The sequence below is a fragment of the Chitinophaga caseinilytica genome (assembly GCF_038396765.1).
Lineage (GTDB): Bacteria > Bacteroidota > Bacteroidia > Chitinophagales > Chitinophagaceae > Chitinophaga > Chitinophaga caseinilytica.
The window spans coordinates 3547019-3566931 of the sequence record NZ_CP150096.1; the positions used below are offsets into that span (position 1 = coordinate 3547019).

Consider the following 19913-nt stretch of genomic DNA (forward strand, 5'->3'; position numbering starts at 1 on the left):
TCAAATTCAGTATTTTGCCGACTGATCAAATTAAAAGCATTGAGAATCGGTTTCGACGCCAAAAGGGCCTTTCAGAACCGCACGGGATTGGGTAATTACAGCCGGACGCTGGTTACCTCCCTGGCGGAATATCACCCCGAACACGAATATGTGCTCTTCGCCCCCAAGGTGAAGCCGCTGTACCGCCCCCCGGGGCCGTAACCACCGTTGTTCCCCGGCAATTCCTCCACCGCCTCCTCAAACCGGTCTGGAGAAGCCGCTGGGTATCCGGCGAGCTGAAAAGCAATGGGATCGACGTTTTCCACGGCCTCAGCGCCGAACTGCCCTTCGGGATCCACCGCACCGGGGTGCGCAGCACCGTCACCATGCACGATCTCATTTTTGAACGGTATCCCCGGCAATACAATCCCATCGACGTCAACACGTACCGCAAAAAAGCGAAGTACGCCTGCCAGGCGGCCGACCAGGTGATCGCTATCAGCCTCCAGACGAAAGCCGACCTCATCGAATTCTACGGCGTTCCTGAAGAGAAAATCCCCGTCTGCTACCAGGCCTGCGACCCCTCGTTCCAGGTGCCGCCAGATCCGCAAAAAGTCCGCGAAATGCTGGTACGGTACAACCTTCCCTCGGAATACTTCCTCTACGTCGGCTCCGTCATCGAACGGAAAAACCTCGCCCGCATCGCCGAAGCCATGTTCCGGCTGAAAGACCGCCTCAACGTGCCGCTGATCGTTTTGGGCGACGGCGGTGCCTACAAAAAGAAAGTGGAAGCCTACCTCGCAGAAAAAGGCCTCACCAGCCGGGTGATCTTCCTCAACGACGTCACCAAATTCGCCTTCCGCGACCTGCCCGCGCTCTACCAGGGCGCCCTGGCGCTGCTGTACCCTTCCACTTTCGAAGGCTTCGGCATCCCCATCCTCGAAGCCCTCTGGAGCCATACGCCCGTGGTAACGGCTTCCGGCTCCTGCTTCGCGGAAACCGGTGGCAACGCTGCGTTGTACGTAGACCCCTTCAGCATAGACAGCATCGCCGACGGCATGCTCCGCGTAGCCGGCGAGCCCGCGCTGCGACAAGACATGGTGGAAAAAGGCATACTCCACGCCCAGCACTTCACGCCGGAAAAATGCGCCGACGCCGTGATGAACGTGTATCAAAACATCCTGAAATGACCGATTTCGAAAACGATATCCTCCGCTCGCTCGAAGCCCTCCGCAACGGAGGTACCATTCTCTATCCCACAGACACCATCTGGGGATTGGGCTGCGACGCTACCGACGAAGCCGCCGTACGTAAAATCTACGCCCTCAAACAGCGCGACGAAGCCAAAAGCCTCGTGGTGCTCATGGCCGACGTCAAAGACCTCATGAAATACCTCGCCTCGCCCCCGCCCGATATCGCCGAAGTGCTGGCCGGGTTCGACCGCCCCACGACCGTTATTTACGAAGGCGCCCTTCATCTCGCGCCCAACGTTATCAATCAGGACGGTTCTATCGCCATCCGCCTGGTGCAGGACCCCTTCTGCCGCCATTTAGTGAAAAGACTGCGCAAACCCCTGGTTTCCACGTCTGCCAACATCTCCGGAGCACCGTCGCCCGCGAATTTCAAGGACGTTTCCCCCGAAATCCGGAACGGTGTGGATTATGTGGTGGAACACCGGCAGCAGGACGAAACGCCGGCCCGGCCCTCGCGGATCGTGCGCATCGGGAAAGACGGAAGGCTGGAGGTTATCCGGGATTAAAGGAGCTTCCGGGCGCGGCCGCTCACGCGCATTCCCCGTACCCGGAACGCCGGAAGGCTGGAAATCATCCGGGATTAAATTACTTTTGCGCCTTAAAACGATAGATACATGATGGAAATTCCCTGTACGAAACGGGAAATGGATTTGTTTGAAAGCGTCGCGAAAGCGGCCCGGCAGATCGGCGTACCCGCTTATCTGATCGGCGGGTTCGTGCGCGATAAACTGCTGGACAGGCCTACGAAAGACATGGATATCGTTTGCGTGGGAGACGGCATCGCACTGGCGCACCAGGTGGCCCGGTTGCTCGATCCGTCCCTGAAAGTCAATTTCTTCAAAACATACGGTACCGCCCAGATCAAGTTCGACGATACGGAGATCGAATTCGTGGGCGCCCGCCGCGAAAGCTACCGCGACCATTCCCGCAATCCCGAAGTGGAGCCCGGGACGTTGGAAGACGATCAGCTGCGCCGCGATTTTACCATCAACGCATTGGCGATCAGCCTCAACGAAGCCGATTACGGCAAACTGATCGATCCGTTCAACGGGTTGAAAGACCTGGCAGACAAACTCATCCGCACACCGCTGGAACCGGGGCAGACCTTCAGCGACGATCCGCTGCGCATGATGCGCGCCATCCGCTTCGCGTCGCAACTCAACTTCACCATCCTCCCCGAAACGTTCCAGGCCATCATCGACAACGCCAGCCGGATAAAAATCATCTCCCAGGAAAGGATCACCGACGAGCTGAACAAGATCATGCTCAGTGCCAAACCTTCCGTGGGCCTCGATCTGCTGTATAGATCGGGCATCCTGAAAATCATTTTCCCGCAGATGGTAGACCTCGTTGGCGTGGAAATGCTGGAAGGAAAGGGACATAAAGACAATTTTTACCACACCCTCCAGGTGATCGATAATATTTCCCGCCATACCCGCGACCTCTGGCTGCGCTGGGCGGCATTGCTGCACGACATCGGGAAGCCCGCTACCAAACGCTTTGAAGCCGGCCATGGTTGGACGTTCCACGGTCATGATGCCGTGGGCGGGAAAATGGTGCCGAGGATTTTTACGCGGCTGAAACTGCCGTTGAACGAAAAGATGCGGCTGGTGAAAAAGCTCGTGGAGCTGCATTTGCGGCCCATCAGCCTCACAAAGGAGAATATCACCGATTCGGCTATACGCAGACTGCTGTTCGACGCCGGCGAAGACCTGGAAGCGCTCATGATGCTTTGTGAAGCCGATATTACCTCCAAGAACCGCGCGAAAGTGCGCCGCTACCTCGAAAATTTCGAGCTGGTGCGCGAGCGGTTGAAGGAAGTGGAGGAAAGCGACCGCATCCGCAACTGGCAGCCGCCGGTAACGGGCGAGCTCATCATGGAAACGTTCGGACTCAAGCCCGGAAAGCTCGTGGGCGACCTGAAAAGCGCCATCCGCGAAGCCATTCTCGACGGTGAGATCAGCAATAATTATGACGCTGCATATGCGTTCATGCTGAAAAAGGCGGCGGAACTAAACTTGACCCCTGTTAAATAATTTGGTATTTTTGTTCATACAACATTGTAAATCATATGCCGGTATTAAAATTCAGAGTTTATTGGGAAGAAGACGAAAGTGTCTACAGGGATATCGTTGTAAAGCCCAGTCAGAATTTTGTGCAGTTTCATCAGGCCATCTTGACAGCATATGAGTTTGACTCCAAGCACAAGGCGACCTTTTACCGCAGTAACGACAACTGGCAGCGTGGCCGGGAGATTTTGCTGGAAAAGGATGGCGCGGCCCGGAAAGCGGAACCGCTGTTGATGGTAGACACGCCGATCGGCGCAATGGTCAGGGACCCGAACCAGAAATTCATTTACCTCTACGATTTCGCTAAAAACTGGACGTTTTTGGTGGAATTGATCGGTGTTGCCAAAGATGAGAACGCCAAACTGAGCTATCCCGCCATCGTCCGCAAGGAAGGATTGGCCCCCAGCCAGTATGGCACTAAAGGCCTCATCGGCGATAAACTGGTAGAAATGGAAGAGAAGTACGACCTCAACCGCGAAGGCATGTCTGAAGACGGTTTCGGGGAAGAAGGAGAGGAGACGGAAAGTGAGGATGATGGCATGGAGGAAAGCGGTTCCGAAGACGAAAACATGTTTTAGCAAGTTCCGTCCGGCGCGTCCTGCGCCGGGCATTCACCATATGAATAAGACGGTTATCCTGGTTGCCGGCCCTACCGCGGTAGGTAAAACGGTCACCGCCATTCGCATCGCGCAGATGCTGGGCACCGAGATCATTTCGGCGGATTCACGGCAATGTTACCGGGAGATTTCCGTAGGAACGGCCAAGCCTTCCGCGGAAGAACTGGCGGCTGTCCGTCATTATTTCATTGATTCCCATTCGATTACGGAAGAAGTTAATGCTGCAGCGTACGAGTCCCTGGCGATGGGGTACGCGCAGGATATCTTTTCCCGGCACGATACGCTCGTGTTGACCGGTGGTACGGGGTTGTATATCAAGGCATTCCTGGAAGGGATGGACGATATGCCGCCCGTTCCCGCGGCTATCCGTGACGCCGTGCGCGCGGGGTACGCGGCGAAAGGGATTTCCTGGCTGCAGGAAGAATTACGTTCCAAAGACCCGGAGTTCTACGCAACGGCCGAAATCCAGAATCCGCACCGCCTGGTCCGTGCGCTGGAAATATTCGAAGCCACGGGCAGGTCGATCAATACATTCCGCACGCAAACCGCCCGCCAGCGGAGTTTCAAAGTCATCAAAACAGGGCTCGAGCTGCCGAAGGAGCTCCTGCATGCCAATATCCACCAGCGGGTAGATCAGATGATGGCCCTGGGGCTCGTGGAAGAAGTGCGCAGCGTGCTGCCGTACCGCCGTCACAACGCGCTCCAAACCGTTGGCTACACCGAAATCTTCGATTATCTCGACGGCAATTCAACCCTTGCGACTGCCGTAGAAGGCATTAAAACCCATACCCGCCAATACGCAAAGCGCCAGATGACCTGGTTCCGCCGTGATCCCGACCTGAACTGGTTCGACGCGCGGTCTCCGGAGGCAGTGGAAGCTTTCGTTCTCGCGCGATTGGGGATTTCCTGAATTACTTCTGGTAATGGTAAGTTTACGCAATTCAATTCCAGGTCTGCTTTACTGTAGCGGGAAAAATGTCTTGCTATGGTATTGCTTTTTAATGAATTGAAAGACAATCTGATACGCATACTGGGTGGTAAGTTGATGTCATCCTGACAATGTGAAAGCAGTAAAGTATAGAATGATCTCTTTGTAACAATCTGCATCGCCAATCCAGTACTTTAAACATCGTAACGTTTCGTCATTCAGTCTCCCCATTCCCTAAGTATGATGAAAGTTGGATTACTTGTAAAGAAATGGTAGTCAAATTGTTATGATCGTCTGGGGCGATGTAACTATCCCGCATTTTTCCAGCGTCATAACCCGCGGATCTTTCCTGCGATCTTTCAATAATCGACTGCATCTGCAATCTATCTTTTGAACAAGTTCCTCGACAAAGACTATCATCAAATCCACACGCAGAATTCCCTGCATAACAAAAGGAAGCGCTTTCACGCTTCCCCTTTTTGTATCCGGAATTTATGTTATCTAAAACTTGAGGCCCACCGTCAAAACGATATTTCCGCCGGTCAGGCTGTGCTCGGCTGTGGGAGCCGCCGGCAGGCCGGGGGAGTCGTTCAGGACATAAGGGTTGTAGGCGGATTTGGAATTCAGTGTATGCACGTACGTGAGGTCGGTGAAGAATCCTTTGTTACGATAACCGAGGCCGCCGCTCACGCGCTTTACGCTCGCGTCAATGTCGGAGAAATCGCTGTTGTAGGGGTTGCCATAATAGGAAAACCCTGCGCGAACGGCCAGCACATTGAATTTCAGCTCGCCACCCACCCGTACGTTCATGGCACCGGTGTAAGAATCCTCGATCGTGCGGTTGAGGGCTTTGGCCCTGTCACGGTCTTGCGGAGCGCCTTTGTTGAACTTGTACTTGGTAGCGGAGTAATCTACATATTCCACATCGGCGGTAATGAAGCCGTGTTGCTGTTTGGTATCCGCATTGGTGCCGAAAATGTAGGAAACGCTACCGCCGGCGCGCCAGGGGGTGCGCAGCGTATAGTCGTATTCGATGGGGAAACCATCGTACAGGTCTTCAGTGCTGGAGAAGTGATTGCCAAGTTCCTCCATCCAGGAATCCACCCTTGCCGAATAGGTGTCGTGCATGCTGAACCAGGTAGGGGTGTGGAAGCTGGCGCCGATGCGGAGTGCCGGCATGGGAGCGTAAATGATACCCAGCTTGGTATTAAAACCGGTGGCATCGGTATTCAGCACTTCATTGAACTGGTATTGGTCAAAGTCGTTGGTGACGTTGTTCTCGTTGGGATCGGTTTCGGTGAACGTACGGTTGCGCTCGTAATCGATCCGGGGGAAGTTGAGGGAAAGGCCGAAGTACAGTTGCTCGCTGTAATTGCCGCCGAAGCCCACGGAAAATTCATTGATCCCGCCGCGTTCCCGGATATCGTCGCTCTGAAGGATGCCGCCAGCCGCGGTGGGGTTGATCACGGAGAAATATTTTTCAACGCCGCCGTTATTGTCGGGGTCGTACCCGATGACATACGTCCTGAAACCCAGGCTGGGGCCTTCGGCGTACACGTCGTTCGCGTCATTGAAGGGTACCGGATTCCCGTTGGGCATGAGTTTTTCCACCCAGGTATCGGAGAAGCTGGTGAGGGTGTTTTTGCCGCCGAGGTAGCTGCGGTTATTGAAATCGGCCGTACGGGCATAGTCGATAGACACGGCGAAGTTGCGGAATTTGCTGTTGGCGTTGCGGTTGGGGATGCCGAACACTACGCCTACGTTGCCCAGCATCATATTGCTTTTGCTGTCAGACGTGGTGGGGTTCGTGTTGCTGCCGGTACCGCTGGTGAACCGCATGTCGTTATTCTTGAAATAGAACCCGGGCGTGATGTTGACTTCACTTGTTTTGAAGAAGCCGAGACCGGCCGGGTTGATATGGGTGGCGGAAATATCGCCGCCGAGGGAGCCGGCTGCACCGCCGATGGCTTGTGTGCGGGCGGTTCCGCCGAACATCAGGCGGCTGTATCGTAATGCATCGTGCTCGTCTTGTGCCAGGGCCGTGGAGGATACACCAAGGGCTATCAAAAGAAATGCTGTTCTTTTATTCATCGTGTAAGTGCTGGTGAACAAATCTGTTGTGGGATAAAAACACGAATTACCAGCCGGACGCCCTTTTATGAGCTTCTCCTTACTGGTAATTCGCATTTATCATATTAGCGGCCGCGGGGACGGTAAGATCTCGTCGGCGCGGGTGAGCTGCTGCCCGGGTTGCTGTTGCTGGGCGGAGTGTAGCTCCGCTGCGGTGCACTGCTGCGTTCGGGCGTATACGAAGGCTGAGACTGCTGACGGGGAGGAGCGGAGTTGCTCCGGTCATAGTTACGTTCGTACGTTCTGCTGGAACGCTCGCGCTGCGGTGCCGGCTGGTTGGCCGGCCGTTCGCCGGGCGCCCTGTCAAACGTTCTGCGGTTGCCGGGCTGTGTCACCGGGCGGCCGTTATTGCTGTCATATACCCTGCGCGTCGCGGAACCATTCGGGTTTACGGGACGGTAGTTGTTATTGCGGTTGCCGTCATAAACGCGGCTGTTGCTGGACCCGCGCGGCCTGTAGGAATCCGAGGGCCTGGGCTTTACGTAATAGCCGCCATGGCCGCCGTACCAGGGATACCCCCCGCCACCGTACCATCCATGACCACCGCCGTACCAGCCGCCGCCACCATACCAACCATGGCCCCAGCCACCGCCGTACCAGTTATTATACCAGGGGTTGTACCAGTTGTTGTAATAACCACCCCAGGGGCGGCCAAAACCAAAACCGATACTCAGCGAAGGGCCGTACCAGGAATTCCACCCGAAACGGTTCCAGCTGTTGTAGCCGTAGTAATTGTTAATGTACATGTTACTGCCGAAGTCGTCGAAATAATAACCATCCCAATAGCTGCCGGTGTAGGGGCGGCTGAACCGGTCGATCCGGCGGGCATAGTCATAACGGTCTTCGTCATCGTCCGCATAAGTAACGTAATCGCCTTCGTCCTCATCGAAAGTTTCTTCGGTTTCCTGGGATCTGGCCTGACTGGCACGCTGATTGCCGGAAGCATAGCCTCGCTGGTCGCGGACGGGTGAGTGGTACACGTCATCCGGCGTCTGGGCGGTCTGATAAGTGGTAGAACAGCTGCCGAAAACAAGCAGGGCCGCTACCGCACTATATATCATAGGTCTCATTCTGCTGTGATTTTATGAACAATGTAAATTTACTCAATTTAAACGAATTTTATCGTTGATGGGTTACACGCACCGGCCGTTTTATTATCTTCGCACACCCGGGAACCGGTTTGACATTTCCTGCGAGGTCTGTGGCGTTTCCGTATTAATATTAGAACAAATATTACGCCAGTTTATTGTGTAGGGAAGCCCTTTTCAAACCCTTTTGGGGCGAATGGCAACCCGGCAGGACGAGCGGCGGTGAGCTTAAGGCAAACGTCTGACTATCAAGGTTTTCCATCAAAATCTTTCCGGGGGAAACGGAAAAAGAAAAAATATAATATGAGTAAAGAGATTACTGCCCGATCACAGGATTACGCGCAATGGTACAACGACCTGGTGCTGAAAGGCGGACTGGCGGATTACTCCGCCGTTCGTGGCTGCATGGTCATCAAGCCCTACGGCTTCGCGCTTTGGGAAAACATGCGGGACGAGCTGGACCGTATGTTCAAGGAAACCGGCCATCAGAACGCGTATTTCCCGCTTTTCATCCCCAAATCCTTCCTCAGCAAGGAGGCCGCCCACGTGGAAGGCTTCGCCAAGGAATGCGCCGTGGTCACCCATTACCGCCTGAAAAACGACCCCGTGAACGGCGGCGTGATCGTTGACCCGGATGCCAAACTGGAAGAAGAACTGATCGTGCGCCCCACTTCCGAAACTATCATCTGGAACACATATAAAGACTGGATCCAGTCGTACCGCGACCTCCCCATCCTCGTCAACCAATGGGCCAACGTAGTCCGCTGGGAAATGCGCACCCGCCTGTTCCTCCGCACCGCCGAATTCCTCTGGCAGGAAGGGCACACCGCCCACGCCACCGCCGAAGAAGCCGTGGCAGAAACCCGCCAGATGCTCGAAGTTTATGCCGATTTCGTGGAGAATTACATGGCCGTTCCCGTTATCAAAGGCGTGAAATCCCCCTCGGAACGCTTCGCCGGCGCAGTAGACACCTATTGCATCGAAGCCCTCATGCAGGATGGTAAAGCCCTCCAGGCCGGTACATCCCACTTCCTCGGACAAAACTTCGCCAAAGCGTTCGACGTGCAGTTCTCCAACAAGGAAAACAAACTGGAATACGTTTGGGCAACGTCCTGGGGCGTGTCTACCCGCCTCGTAGGCGCGCTCGTAATGGCGCACAGCGACGACGATGGCCTCATCCTTCCCCCGCATCGCCCCCCTCCAGGTCGTGATCGTGCCCATTTATAAAGGCGCCGACCAGAAAGCCGGGATCGACGCCAAGGTGGAAGGCATCGTAAAAGAGCTCAAAGCCCTCGGCATCCGTGTGAAATACGACGATTCCGACAACAACCGCCCCGGATGGAAATTCGCCGAGTACGAAATGAAAGGCGTACCCGTGCGCATCGCCATCGGCGCCCGCGATATCGAAAACAACGTAGCCGAAGTGGCCCGCCGCGATACGAAGACCAAATCCTCCGAATCCCTCGACGGCCTCGCACAGCACATCTCCGCCCTCCTCACCGAGATCCAGGACGGCATGTTCAAAAAGGCGCTGGAATACCGCGAATCCCATATCACCAAAGCGGACACCTGGGAAGAATTCGAGCAACTGCTCGATGAAAAAACCGGGTTCATTTCCGCCCACTGGGACGGCACCGCCGAAACGGAAGCCGCCATCAAGGAGCGCACCAAAGCCACGATCCGTTGTATTCCGCTGAACAACCCCCAGGAAGCAGGCACCTGCATCCTCACCGGAAAACCCTCCAAAGAAAGGGTGTTGTTCGCTAGAGCATATTAATCAAGTAAAAAGCCGTTAATTGCCGTTGATGCAAGCCATCCGTTACATAATATTGCTGCTGGCCTGCCTGGCCGGCCCCCTCATGGGGTCCGCGCAGGGCCTGGTCATCCGCAATTATAATGTGAAGGATGGGCTTGCCAACGCTACGGTCTACAGCGCCGTCCAGGACCTTGAAGGGTTCATCTGGTTTGCCACGCCCACCGGCGTCAGCAAATTCGACGGCAAACGCTTCCGGAACTATACCAAAAAGGACGGCCTGACAGATAACGACGTCGTGAAACTCGCGGCAGACAGCCGCGGCCGCATCTGGTTCTTCACCAGCAACGGCAAACTCTCGTTCTTCCAAAACCACGCCGTCCACAACGAAGACACCGATTCCACCCTCAGCTACAACAGCCGCAGCCATTACGTCCAGTACGCGTTCGAAGACCGCGCCCGCACCATCTGGTTCCTCAACTCCGCCGGCCGCATCATTCAGTATAACGGCCGCAAAACGGTGTACGACAAGCTCGGCGCCAGCTCCATGGACGTCATGAGCATTCTCAGCAAAGACAGCGTTTTCCACCCCCTGCAACGGTATTTCAACCTGGGCGGTGTGAAAGACAGCAACAACGTCCAACAAAAAATCTTCATCGCCCCGCCCTTTTCCCTTGGCAATCAGCGATTTGCGGAGCGGATTCAAAACAATCCGGTCATCATCACCGGTAACACCCTTTATTCCTACACCCCACAAGACATTATGCCCTTCTTTTCCGGTTCGGAATGGGGCATCCGCGAAGAGATCAGCAGCATGAGCATCGACGGCGACAACCTCTGGATCGGCACGCCGCGCGCTTTGTACCTCATCCGCGACTTTTTCAAGGGCGAACGCAAGCTCAGCAAACTGCTGAACAATCACTTCATCACGTCTATCCTCCACGACCGCGACGGCAATACCTGGATCACCACTTTCGGCGACGGCGTGTATCATATCCCGTTCAAGCATTTCTATTTCGCTTACCTCGACAATACCAACGGTTTATATTCCCATTCCGTGTACAGTGTGTTCAAAGACAAGCGGAACGGGCTGTTGTATATCGGCGAAAACGCGGGCATGCTGAACGTGATGACGCCAGACGGGAACATTCGCAGGTTCGAGCTGGATTCTACCGGCGGCCGCAATTCCGTGCTGGGCATTATGGCGCAGCCGGGGTCGAACGAACTGGTGATCGCGACAGACAATATCGTCTTTAATTACGCGCCCGGCGGCTCCGCACCGAAACCGGCGCTGCGGATGCGTAATATCAAAGACATGGATTTCACGCCGGACGGGAAACTCCGCGTGGTGAGCCGCAACCGGCTCGCTTTCGGGACAGACGGGCGGAGCCTCGACCTTTCGCCGCTGGAAACCCAGGTCAACTCCATCGCTTCCGTGAGCGACAGCAGTTATTACCTGGGAACGAGCTCCGGGCTGTTTTTCGGCAGGAACACGGCATTTCCTGTGCCGGTGCAGGACGATCCGCGGCTCAGTCAGAGCATAAAAGACCTGCAATGGATCAACGGTTATTTGTGGGTGGGAACGAGCGACCAGGGGATTTTTGTGCTGAAGGATAATGAAGTGGTCCGTCATTTCCGGACTTCCGATCATTTGGTAAGCGATATCTGCCAGCAGCTGTATTATGACGGGAACGGAAGGCTGTATGTGGCTACCAATAAGGGTTTGTCGATCATCGATACCCGCACCCGCACGCTGCTGCGCAATCTGACGTCGAACGACGGGCTCATGAGCGACGACATCCGCGGGATCAGTCATGCCGGCGATACGCTGTACGTGGCCACGTCTAACGGGCTTTGTTATTTCTCGCGGGACCATATCCCGGTAGATACCGTTCCGCCGACGGTGTACCTCAATTCGATCCGGTATGGCGACAGCGCATGGATCCCCGGGCCGTATTTCCAGCATTTGTACGAATGGAGCAGCACTTTTGAAGTGGAATTCGGCGCAATCGCGTATGATTTGCCCGATCTGGTGGAATATCAATATAATTTTTCGAACGATACGGCTTCCGGATGGGTGACGACGATGAGCAACATCGTGCCTTATCCCAAGCTGCAGCCGGGTGACTACACGCTGTTGATCCGTGCGCGGAAATACAAGAGTGGCTGGAGCAAGCCCGTGGTGCTGCGCATTTCCATTTTGCCGCGGTGGTACCAGGAATGGTGGGCGAGGGGCGTGCTCGTATTATTGGGCATCATGGCCATTTTGCTCGTGCTGCGGTACATTGTGGCGCGGATCAAGGGGGGCGAGCGGCGGAAGACGGAGTACAACCGGCGTATAGCCGAGCTCGAGGCCAAGGCGCTTACCAACCAGATGAACCCGCATTTCATCTTCAATTCGCTGAATTCCGTGCAGCATCTCATCCTGGAGAAGGAAGAAAAGCAGGCGCTGAACTTCCTGGCCGATTTCGCGACGCTCATGCGGCAAATGCTGAATAATTCCCGCAAATCCTATATTTCGCTGGAAGACGAGATCGCTTTCCTGACGCGCTACATCGAGCTGGAGAAAATCCGCTTCGCCAATTCTTTCGAATATAAGTTCGACATGAGCCAGGAGCTGAAGGAATATACGATCTACATCCCGCCCATGCTCATACAGCCGATCCTGGAGAATGCCATCAAGCACGGGCTGGCGCCGAAGAACGGGAGCGGGCACCTGCTGGTGCGGCTGGAGCTGCAGGGAGATCTGCTGTATTGCGCGGTGGACGACGATGGTATCGGTTGGGAACATGCCAACAGCATTAAGACCGGTAAGCTCACCAAACACGAATCCACGGCGTTGAGCGTGATCCGTGAAAGGCTGCAGATTATCAAATCTTTTAATGGAAGCGTTGGAAAGTTGGAAATAATTGATAAATTTAACTCTGGATTCGGCAACAAGGCAGGTACCTTGGTCGAAATCCTCATTCCCATTGTAAAGATGTTATGAGTATAATAAAAGCTGCCATTGTAGACGACGAGGTCCGCAACATTCATATCCTGCGTAATATTTTGGAAAACTATTGCAAGGATGTAAAAGTTATTGGCGAAGCACAAAATATCCATGAAGCCGCGGAGATGATCAAGAACAACCCCATCGACGTTCTCTTTCTGGATATTGAAATGCCCCCTCATAACGGTTTTCAGCTGCTGGAAATGTTCCCTGTACTCAATTTTGAAGTGATATTTATCACGGCATTCCAGGAGTACGCACTGCAAGCCATCAAGTTCGCCGCCCTCGACTATCTCCTCAAACCGATCAAGGTGAGTGAGGTGGAAGACGCATTGGAAAAAGTGAAGCGCAGCAAAAAGGGACGGCTGAACGAACTGGCGTCTATCCTCAAAGATTACGTCAAGAATAACGATAACGCCTTCTCGAAGATCGTGATCCCCGTGAACGACGGGTATAACGTCATCGATCTGAAAGACATTATTTACTGCGAAGCGTTCGACAGCTATACGAAGATCCAGCTGATCAACAACGTCAGCCATCTCATTTCCAAATCCCTCAAGGAGTATGAAGAGATGTTGTCTGACAAGGGGTTCTATCGCGTCCATAAATCCTTCCTGATCAACATCCACCACATCGTGAAGATCATCAAGGGCCTGGGTACCGCCGTTATTATGAGCGATCAGAAGAACATCCCGATCTCTTCCCGCAAAAAAGACGAGTTTTTCACCCAGCTCAAAGGAGTGATCAACCTCTGAAACGCCGCCCCTGCAAAGGGGCTTCTTTTTTCACCGATACTTTATGGCCGTTGCCGAACCCGTTTCCAGCGTTTACCAAACGTAACGGGGCCTGTATGATTTATAATCCTACATTCGGTGTAGGGTTTTCATAGGATATATGGTCATGTTTGTAAGCTCTTTACCAGCACGGCCATCAAAAAGCCCTCCGTTTCCGGAGGGCTTTTTCTATTATATTAACTGATAATCAGATGATAAAGAATGTAATATAATAATACATTAAAAAATACTTATTCGTAACAAATTAGTAAACAAAATGTATGAAAAAGGCCTCCCGAAAACGGGAAGCCTTTAATCCTAACCTATAAAACCTATATGAAAACACGTAAAATATCCTCCTAGAACGAGGTACCTCCGGAAAGGTCCAGGTCGTAATAATATATGTTCGAATAGCGGTCGCGGATGTAAAATCCTTCCAGCCGCACCGATTTCTTGCCATCCAGCGCACGCTTAAGATCGTCGGTAGACTTGATCGCTGTACTGCCTGCCTTCAGAATAACGAATTCAGGCTTCATATTCGTCTGTTTCTTGATAAGTCCGCTTCCGATATTTGTTACCACGAGTCCGCCGTCGATCCCTAATTTGGTGGCCGCGTCTCTGGTCAGCGGCGCTACGTCTGCCCCCAAATGATCAATTACGCTCAGTTTCACGATGTCGGTATTGCCGTCCAGGTTTTTTAGGAGGGCGTTGGCCATTAATTCTTTATCTGCGCGCTGATAGTTGACCGTCACTTTGTCGCCCGGCTTGTAACGGCTCAGCTGTTCCATCAGCTCGGGGATGGAGGCCGTAGAAACGCCGTTGATCTTCGTAACTATGTCGCCGACTTTGAGCCCTGCTGCTGCAGCGGCACCGCCTTGTGCGACGCCCAGCACCTTGATGCCGGCCATGTCGCGCGTCATCCCATTTTCTTTCAATTCCTGATCGGTCATCGTGTTGGGATCTTTGTACTCGATGCCCAGGTAGGCGCGTTGCACGTTCCCGAACTTCATGATATCGTTCACCACTTTCTTCACCAGGTTCACTGGGATGGCGTAGGAGTACCCTGCGTAAGCCCCGGTAGGCGAAGCGATGGCCGAGTTGATCCCGATCAGTTCGCCGGCCGTATTGATCAGCGCGCCGCCGGAGTTGCCCTGGTTCACGGGCGCATCCGTCTGGATGAACGACTCGATGGCGTTGCGGCTGTTCCGCCGGTTGATCCCGATGCTGCGGCTTTTCGCGCTCACGATGCCCGCCGTTACGGTGGTTTCGAGGTTGAGCGGATAGCCTACGGCCAGCACCCAGTGGCCCACCTGCACGTCGTCAGAATTGCCGTAGAGCAGGTAGGGAAGGCCCGTCGCACTTATTTTTATCACGGCCAGGTCGGTACTGGGGTCCGTCCCCACCACCTTGGCGGTAAATGTCTTGTTATTGCTCAGCGTCACGGAGATTTCGTCTGCATCGTCTACCACGTGATTATTGGTCACGATGTAGCCGTCGTCCGAGATGAGCACGCCGGAACCGGAAGCCATTTGCGGTGGCGAATAGTATTGGCGGCTATTGTCTTCGAATTGTTCGCCGAAGAATTCTTCCAGCAGGCTGCGCCTTTTTTGCAGATTGTTGCCCAGCTGCCGGGGATTGATCTTCGTTTTAATATGTACTACGCCGGGTGTCCCGATACGCGCCGCCTGCGTAAAGTCCGTCGGCGGTGTGAGGGCATTGCTGCCCGCGGAGCCCGGTCTGTAATCGACGTAATTGGCCGGCACGGTGTCCGACCCGTTTTGGTACAGTCCCATGCTTTTCGGCTGGAAATATTTGCTGTACACATATATACTGGCAATTGCAGTAGCCGCGCTGATAAGAACGGTCCCTGCGACATGCGAAAATTTCATACAGGTACTGGTTTTAAGGGTTAAAATGTTGGTATTTCCTACGGCTGTACCTCATCAATTTACATGCCCTGTTCTACAAATGTAACGGCAGATGGCCGTTGAATGTTATAACACGGAAGTATTTAACAGTTTTTTAGGTCAAACGTTAAAACCGCCGGCGGGAATGAAAACAGGCACTGCCATAGGTGGAACAGTGCCTGTCAAATTAACAATAAGATGTGACAATTTGTTAACCGCTCATGTAAGCGCGGGCTTACAATGCGGTGAAGAAAGCGGCGGTGTCTACACCGTCTGCATAATCGGTGAGGCGGGGCGCCTGGGCTTGCCCGAACGCGATGCGGTCTGCTGCTACAATGCACTGCAGGTCAGCATTTTCGGCCAGTTGGGCTTCGAGTTCCCCGCGGTTGCGGTACATGCCGTAATGGAGCACGCTGAGGGGGAGAAAACGGATTCGTTCTCGTGCAGCAACAGGTTGTCGTTCGTTTTGAACGGCGCGTTGTTGAGCAGCAGCAGCGCGAGGTTATAATCGTAATTGTTCTTGTATTTATGATTGTCCATGAGCCAGTCGTATTTTTTGAAGGCGATCATGAGCGGCTCGAAATCGTACCCTTCCGGCACGAGCACTTTGGTGACGTTGCGGCATCCCAGCCCGAAATAGAGGAGGGCATCGTCTGCCAGGGATTCCAGCTGGGCGGGCGTTTCGGCGCCGGTAAGCACGGCTACGGACGTGCGGTTGCGGCGGATGATGTGGGGGTATTTGGAGAAATAAAATTCGAAATAACGGGCGGAATTGTTGCTGCCGGTGGCGATGTAGGCGTCGCAGTCTTTGAGGACGTCCTGGATGGAAGTAAGTTCACCGGCTTCGGGGGACCATTCCGCGATCTTGCCGATGAGGTGGGGGAGCAGCACGGCGTCTTTGGAAGACAGTTTCAGTTTGATGCGATGGCCGGAAAGGAAGCCCGTGAGCCAGTCGTGGAACCCTACGAGCGGGATGTTCCCCGCGGCCACGATGCCCACGGTTTTGGGGGCTTTCGGCTCCCCGAAGCCCGGATATTGCGCCACCCAGGCTTCCAGCAGGGGGCGGCGGAGGAAATTGTCCGCGATCTGGCCAACAGCCAGGTCCACGAATTCCGGGATGAACCACCCGTTTTGGCGAAACGCTTTTTCCTTGACCAAACGGAGTTCCTCGCGCTCTTCGTCCGTCCCCTGTCCGTTCAGATAAGCACCGAGGCGCTCCAATAGGGTGATTTTATTTGTTACATTCATCTCCGGGAAAATAAATTGAGTATTTGATTTGAAGATATTTTATTTTTGGAGCAAAATTAATGGCTTACATCCTAAACAAAAAGTTTACAATATGGCAATTAAGATAACGGATGAATGTATCAACTGCGGAGCTTGTGAACCCGAATGCCCGAATAACGCTATTTACGAAGGCGGCGTGGAATGGGCGCTTGCTGACGGTACCACGGTAAAAGGAAGCTATACTTTGATGGACGGCTCCGAAATGGACGCCGACCAGCGGAATGCACCGATTTCGGTAGACACGTATTTTATCGTTCCCAATAAATGCACCGAGTGCCAGGGCTTCCACGAAGAGCCCCAGTGCGCTGCCGTTTGCCCGGTAGATTGCTGCGTGCCCGACGAAATGTACCAGGAAACGGTAGACGAGCTCATGGCCAAGAAAGCCAAGCTGCACCTGTAGTTTCCCCGTCAAACCGATATATTTCATTGAAATAATCTTGAAAAAGGAAGGATCAGCGTACGTTGGGCCTTCCTTTTTTGTTATTTTGCCGAACTATGAAGAAAAACATCGCCCTCGTTGCGGGCGGCTATTCCGGGGAATATGTGATCTCCGTCCAAAGCGCCGCCGTGATCGAACGCAACATCGATCCCGCCCTTTACAACGTTTATAAAATCATCATCACCCGCGACGGGTGGACATATACCGCGCCCGACAACACCATCGTGGAAGTGGACAAGAACGATTTTTCGCTCCATACCGCCGAAGGCCACATCCGGTTCGACGCCGTGTTTATCGGCATCCACGGTACGCCCGGTGAAGACGGCCGCCTCCAGGGCTACTTCGAAATGCTTGGCATTCCCTTCACCAGCTGCGGAATGGTCACTTCCGCGCTCACCTTCAATAAAAGCTACTGCAACAAGGTGGTGGCCGCGCTCGGCGTGGTAAAAGTGAGCAAGTCTTACCATATTTTCCGCGATCAGCCCTATTTCCCCGCCGCCATCCTCAGCTACCTGCGCCTGCCCGTGTTCGTGAAACCGGCAGAAGGGGGCAGCAGCATCGGCATGAGCAAGGTGAACCATGCGGAAGATCTGGACGAAGCCATCCAGAAAGCATTTAAGGAAGATAGCCAGGTGCTCATCGAAGAATTCATCAAAGGCACGGAAGTGACCTGCGGCGTATTCCGGAAAAACGGCCAACTGCAGGTGCTCCCGCTCACGGAAATCCGCTCCAGCAAAGAGTTTTTCGACTACGAAGCCAAATATACGCCCGGGGTGACGAATGAAGTGACGCCGGCCGAAATCCCCGAAGAAGCCGCGGCCCACATCCGCCAGGTAGCCCAGGAGCTGTACAACCGCCTCAACTGCAAAGGCATCGCGCGGGCAGATTTCATCCTCGAAGAAGGGACGAACGACGTCTATTTCCTGGAAGTGAATACCATGCCCGGCCAGAGCGAAAACAGCCTCGTGCCTCAGCAGGTTCGCGCCGCAGGCATGACTTTGCGCGAGTTTTACGGCATACTTATTGAAGAGTGCCTTGCTGCTGTTAATAAATAAGCATACTTTGCTAATATGAAAATGTTCGATAATATAACGAAACGCTCGTTCTGGTTCAATCTGCTGGTAATCGGCGGCCTGATCATCGTACTGGGCGTGATTTTCTTCCTATCCCTCGGTTTCCTCACCCGCCACGGCGAAGAAGTGACCGTTCCCGACGTTCGGGGCAAAAGCATCGAAGATGCCACCAAGTCGCTGGAAGCGCTCGGCTTCGACGTAGAGGTGCGCGACTCCATATATATCGATACCATGCGGGCGTTGCTCGTGTATGAGCAGACCCCCGAGCGGGGAGACGTCGTGAAAAGCCACCGCACCATTTACCTCACGGTGAATAAAGTGGTGCCGCCCATGGTGCCCATGCCCGATCTCGAAGGTTTGACCTACCGCAGTGCCGAAATGACGCTCCGCGCCCGCAGGCTCAATATCGGCGATACCATCTATCGCCCCGACTTCGCTACCAACACCGTACTGGAACAACTCCTGCACGGCAAGCCCATCAAGCCGGGCACCGAAATCCCCGAGGGCAGCAATATCACCCTCGTGCTTTCCAGTGGTACCGGCAGCATGGAGAACCCCGTGCCTGAAACCGTGGGCATGACGTATATGGAAGCCCGCGAAGTGCTCGCCGCCAGCAACCTCATTATCGGCACCGTGCTTATAGATGGCGCCGTGACAGACACCCTCGGCGCATTCGTGTACCGGCAGTCGCCCGCGCGGCGCAATGGACTGGGCGAGCTGAACCTCATCCGTGCCGGCGAAAGCGTGGACCTGTGGCTGTCTGCCACCAAACCCGTGACGGATTCAACGGCCGTACCGCCGCCGGCACAGCCTGCATCCGAAGATTAATTAACTTTGTAAAAAACCAACAATGGAAAATATTACTGCAGAAGACCTGAAAAAACGTATCGACAGCGGCGAAAAGCTGAACCTGGTAGACGTGCGCGAACCGCATGAGAACGCCGAGTTCAACATCGGCGGCACCCTCGTTCCCCTCGGCGATATCCGCGCGATGCAGGTAGACGAGATCGAACCGCTGAAAGACGAAGAAGTGATCGTGTATTGCCGCAGCGGCAACCGCAGCGGGCAGGCAGCCATGATCCTCGAAACCATGGGCTTCTCCAACGTAAAAAACCTGGTAGGTGGAATGCTGAAATGGCAGGAAACTTTCGGGGCCTAAGAGATTTCGGGCACACATGCCCCCGGCCGGATGCATCGCGCATCCGGCTTTTTTTATGCCCGGATGCGTCATTTCACGGGAACGATGGCCGTAGCCTCGATTTCGACGAGGAGGTCGGGGTGGATGAGGGCTTTCACCTCCACCATGGTCGTAACCGGCCGGATGCCGCCAAAAAACTCCCCGTGCGCACGGCCGATCTCTTCCCATTTCGATATATCTGTCACGAACATACGCGTACGCACCACATCGTGCAGCGAAGCGCCTGCTTTCACGAGCGCGGCTTCGATCTTGGCCAGCGCGTGTTTTGCCTGTTCGTAAGGATCGCCCAGGCCAATGACTTTGTCCCCGTCCTGCGAAACCGTCCCTGAAACCTCCACCACATTACCGATCCGGACGGCACGGGAATAGCCTACTTTGGCCTCCCATGGAGCGCCGGAACTAATGTTGAGTCGTTGCATATCGTAGT

At 54.3% G+C, this 19913-nt stretch carries 17 protein-coding genes and 1 pseudogene; 13 read left to right on the forward strand and 5 right to left on the reverse strand.

Annotation, left to right across the window (positions count from 1 at the left end; genetic code table 11):
- Window positions 1-39: 39 nt before the first annotated feature.
- From WJU22_RS14445 to miaA, 6 genes are all read left to right on the forward strand, one after another.
- Window positions 40-201, forward strand: coding sequence for a hypothetical protein (locus WJU22_RS14445; RefSeq protein WP_341838891.1), 162 nt, complete (start codon window positions 40-42; stop codon window positions 199-201).
- Window positions 147-1169, forward strand: coding sequence for a glycosyltransferase family 1 protein (locus WJU22_RS14450; protein ID WP_341843781.1), 1023 nt, complete (start codon window positions 147-149; stop codon window positions 1167-1169). The genes WJU22_RS14445 and WJU22_RS14450 overlap by 55 nt, the downstream gene beginning before the upstream one ends.
- Window positions 1166-1738, forward strand: coding sequence for an L-threonylcarbamoyladenylate synthase (locus WJU22_RS14455; protein ID WP_341838892.1), 573 nt, complete (start codon window positions 1166-1168; stop codon window positions 1736-1738). Before WJU22_RS14450 ends, WJU22_RS14455 begins: the two co-directional genes overlap by 4 nt.
- Window positions 1739-1846: 108 nt before the next feature.
- A complete protein-coding gene (locus tag WJU22_RS14460; RefSeq protein WP_341838893.1) occupies window positions 1847-3268 on the forward strand; it encodes a CCA tRNA nucleotidyltransferase in 1422 nt (473 codons plus the stop codon).
- A gap of 35 nt (window positions 3269-3303) precedes the next feature.
- Window positions 3304-3879 carry an IS1096 element passenger TnpR family protein gene (locus tag WJU22_RS14465; protein ID WP_341838894.1) on the forward strand — a complete coding sequence of 192 codons (576 nt, stop codon included), beginning with the start codon at window positions 3304-3306 and terminating at the stop codon, window positions 3877-3879.
- Window positions 3880-3919: 40 nt separating this feature from the next.
- Complete coding sequence (gene miaA, locus WJU22_RS14470) at window positions 3920-4828, forward strand: tRNA (adenosine(37)-N6)-dimethylallyltransferase MiaA (protein ID WP_341838895.1); 909 nt, start codon at window positions 3920-3922, stop codon at window positions 4826-4828.
- 519 nt (window positions 4829-5347) lie between these two features.
- Here miaA and WJU22_RS14475 read toward each other — a convergent pair.
- Window positions 5348-6937, reverse strand: coding sequence for a hypothetical protein (locus WJU22_RS14475; protein ID WP_341838896.1), 1590 nt, complete (start codon window positions 6935-6937; stop codon window positions 5348-5350).
- A gap of 104 nt (window positions 6938-7041) precedes the next feature.
- Window positions 7042-8046, reverse strand: coding sequence for a hypothetical protein (locus tag WJU22_RS14480; protein WP_341838897.1), 1005 nt, complete (start codon window positions 8044-8046; stop codon window positions 7042-7044).
- Window positions 8047-8367: 321 nt separating this feature from the next.
- Between WJU22_RS14480 and proS the strand changes: the two are divergent.
- The 3 genes and pseudogenes from proS to WJU22_RS14500 all read left to right on the forward strand — a co-directional run bounded on the left by proS (window position 8368) and on the right by WJU22_RS14500 (window position 13564).
- Window positions 8368-9841: pseudogene (proS, locus tag WJU22_RS27270) on the forward strand (proline--tRNA ligase).
- A gap of 28 nt (window positions 9842-9869) precedes the next feature.
- On the forward strand, window positions 9870-12806 hold the full coding sequence (locus WJU22_RS14495) for a sensor histidine kinase (RefSeq protein WP_341838900.1): 2937 nt from the start codon (window positions 9870-9872) through the stop codon (window positions 12804-12806).
- Window positions 12803-13564, forward strand: coding sequence for a LytR/AlgR family response regulator transcription factor (locus WJU22_RS14500; protein WP_074237512.1), 762 nt, complete (start codon window positions 12803-12805; stop codon window positions 13562-13564). The genes WJU22_RS14495 and WJU22_RS14500 overlap by 4 nt, the downstream gene beginning before the upstream one ends.
- Before the next feature lie 377 nt (window positions 13565-13941).
- On the opposite strand, the gene WJU22_RS14505 is transcribed toward WJU22_RS14500, so the two are convergent.
- Together WJU22_RS14505 and WJU22_RS14510 are read right to left on the reverse strand one after the other, a co-directional pair.
- On the reverse strand, window positions 13942-15471 hold the full coding sequence (locus WJU22_RS14505) for a trypsin-like peptidase domain-containing protein (protein WP_341838901.1): 1530 nt from the start codon (window positions 15469-15471) through the stop codon (window positions 13942-13944).
- A gap of 348 nt (window positions 15472-15819) precedes the next feature.
- On the reverse strand, window positions 15820-16737 hold the full coding sequence (locus WJU22_RS14510) for an acyl-CoA reductase (protein ID WP_341838902.1): 918 nt from the start codon (window positions 16735-16737) through the stop codon (window positions 15820-15822).
- A 91-nt stretch (window positions 16738-16828) separates the two neighbouring features.
- On the opposite strand from WJU22_RS14510, the gene WJU22_RS14515 reads away from it, so the two are divergent.
- The 4 genes from WJU22_RS14515 to WJU22_RS14530 all read left to right on the forward strand — a co-directional run bounded on the left by WJU22_RS14515 (window position 16829) and on the right by WJU22_RS14530 (window position 19447).
- On the forward strand, window positions 16829-17176 hold the full coding sequence (locus WJU22_RS14515; protein ID WP_341838903.1) for a 4Fe-4S dicluster domain-containing protein: 348 nt from the start codon (window positions 16829-16831) through the stop codon (window positions 17174-17176).
- Between the two features lie 95 nt (window positions 17177-17271).
- Window positions 17272-18270, forward strand: coding sequence for a D-alanine--D-alanine ligase (locus WJU22_RS14520; RefSeq protein ID WP_341838904.1), 999 nt, complete (start codon window positions 17272-17274; stop codon window positions 18268-18270).
- Window positions 18271-18285: 15 nt separating this feature from the next.
- Window positions 18286-19116: a PASTA domain-containing protein gene (locus WJU22_RS14525; protein ID WP_341838905.1), complete on the forward strand. Its 831-nt coding sequence runs from the start codon at window positions 18286-18288 to the stop codon at window positions 19114-19116.
- Between the two features lie 22 nt (window positions 19117-19138).
- Window positions 19139-19447 carry a rhodanese-like domain-containing protein gene (locus tag WJU22_RS14530; protein ID WP_341838906.1) on the forward strand — a complete coding sequence of 103 codons (309 nt, stop codon included), beginning with the start codon at window positions 19139-19141 and terminating at the stop codon, window positions 19445-19447.
- A gap of 68 nt (window positions 19448-19515) precedes the next feature.
- Here the strand turns inward: WJU22_RS14530 and WJU22_RS14535 are convergent, their stop codons facing one another.
- Window positions 19516-19905, reverse strand: a complete 390-nt coding sequence (locus WJU22_RS14535; protein WP_126246569.1) for a RidA family protein — start codon at window positions 19903-19905, stop codon at window positions 19516-19518.
- Between the last annotated feature and the right edge of the window lie 8 nt (window positions 19906-19913).

Bases quoted from the DNA above. Each gene is read 5' to 3' on its own strand.
- WJU22_RS14455 (WP_341838892.1), top strand. From the start codon at position 1,166: ATGACCGATTTCGAAAACGATATCCTCCGCTCGCTCGAAGCCCTCCGC.
- WJU22_RS14460 (WP_341838893.1), top strand. From the start codon at position 1,847: ATGATGGAAATTCCCTGTACGAAACGGGAAATGGATTTGTTTGAAAGC.
- WJU22_RS14465 (WP_341838894.1), top strand. From the start codon at position 3,304: ATGCCGGTATTAAAATTCAGAGTTTATTGGGAAGAAGACGAAAGTGTC.
- miaA (WP_341838895.1), top strand. From the start codon at position 3,920: ATGAATAAGACGGTTATCCTGGTTGCCGGCCCTACCGCGGTAGGTAAA.
- WJU22_RS14475 (WP_341838896.1), bottom strand. From the start codon at position 6,937: ATGAATAAAAGAACAGCATTTCTTTTGATAGCCCTTGGTGTATCCTCC.
- WJU22_RS14480 (WP_341838897.1), bottom strand. From the start codon at position 8,046: ATGAGACCTATGATATATAGTGCGGTAGCGGCCCTGCTTGTTTTCGGC.
- WJU22_RS14495 (WP_341838900.1), top strand. From the start codon at position 9,870: ATGCAAGCCATCCGTTACATAATATTGCTGCTGGCCTGCCTGGCCGGC.
- WJU22_RS14500 (WP_074237512.1), top strand. From the start codon at position 12,803: ATGAGTATAATAAAAGCTGCCATTGTAGACGACGAGGTCCGCAACATT.
- WJU22_RS14505 (WP_341838901.1), bottom strand. From the start codon at position 15,471: ATGAAATTTTCGCATGTCGCAGGGACCGTTCTTATCAGCGCGGCTACT.
- WJU22_RS14510 (WP_341838902.1), bottom strand. From the start codon at position 16,737: ATGAATGTAACAAATAAAATCACCCTATTGGAGCGCCTCGGTGCTTAT.
- WJU22_RS14515 (WP_341838903.1), top strand. From the start codon at position 16,829: ATGGCAATTAAGATAACGGATGAATGTATCAACTGCGGAGCTTGTGAA.
- WJU22_RS14520 (WP_341838904.1), top strand. From the start codon at position 17,272: ATGAAGAAAAACATCGCCCTCGTTGCGGGCGGCTATTCCGGGGAATAT.
- WJU22_RS14525 (WP_341838905.1), top strand. From the start codon at position 18,286: ATGAAAATGTTCGATAATATAACGAAACGCTCGTTCTGGTTCAATCTG.
- WJU22_RS14530 (WP_341838906.1), top strand. From the start codon at position 19,139: ATGGAAAATATTACTGCAGAAGACCTGAAAAAACGTATCGACAGCGGC.
- WJU22_RS14535 (WP_126246569.1), bottom strand. From the start codon at position 19,905: ATGCAACGACTCAACATTAGTTCCGGCGCTCCATGGGAGGCCAAAGTA.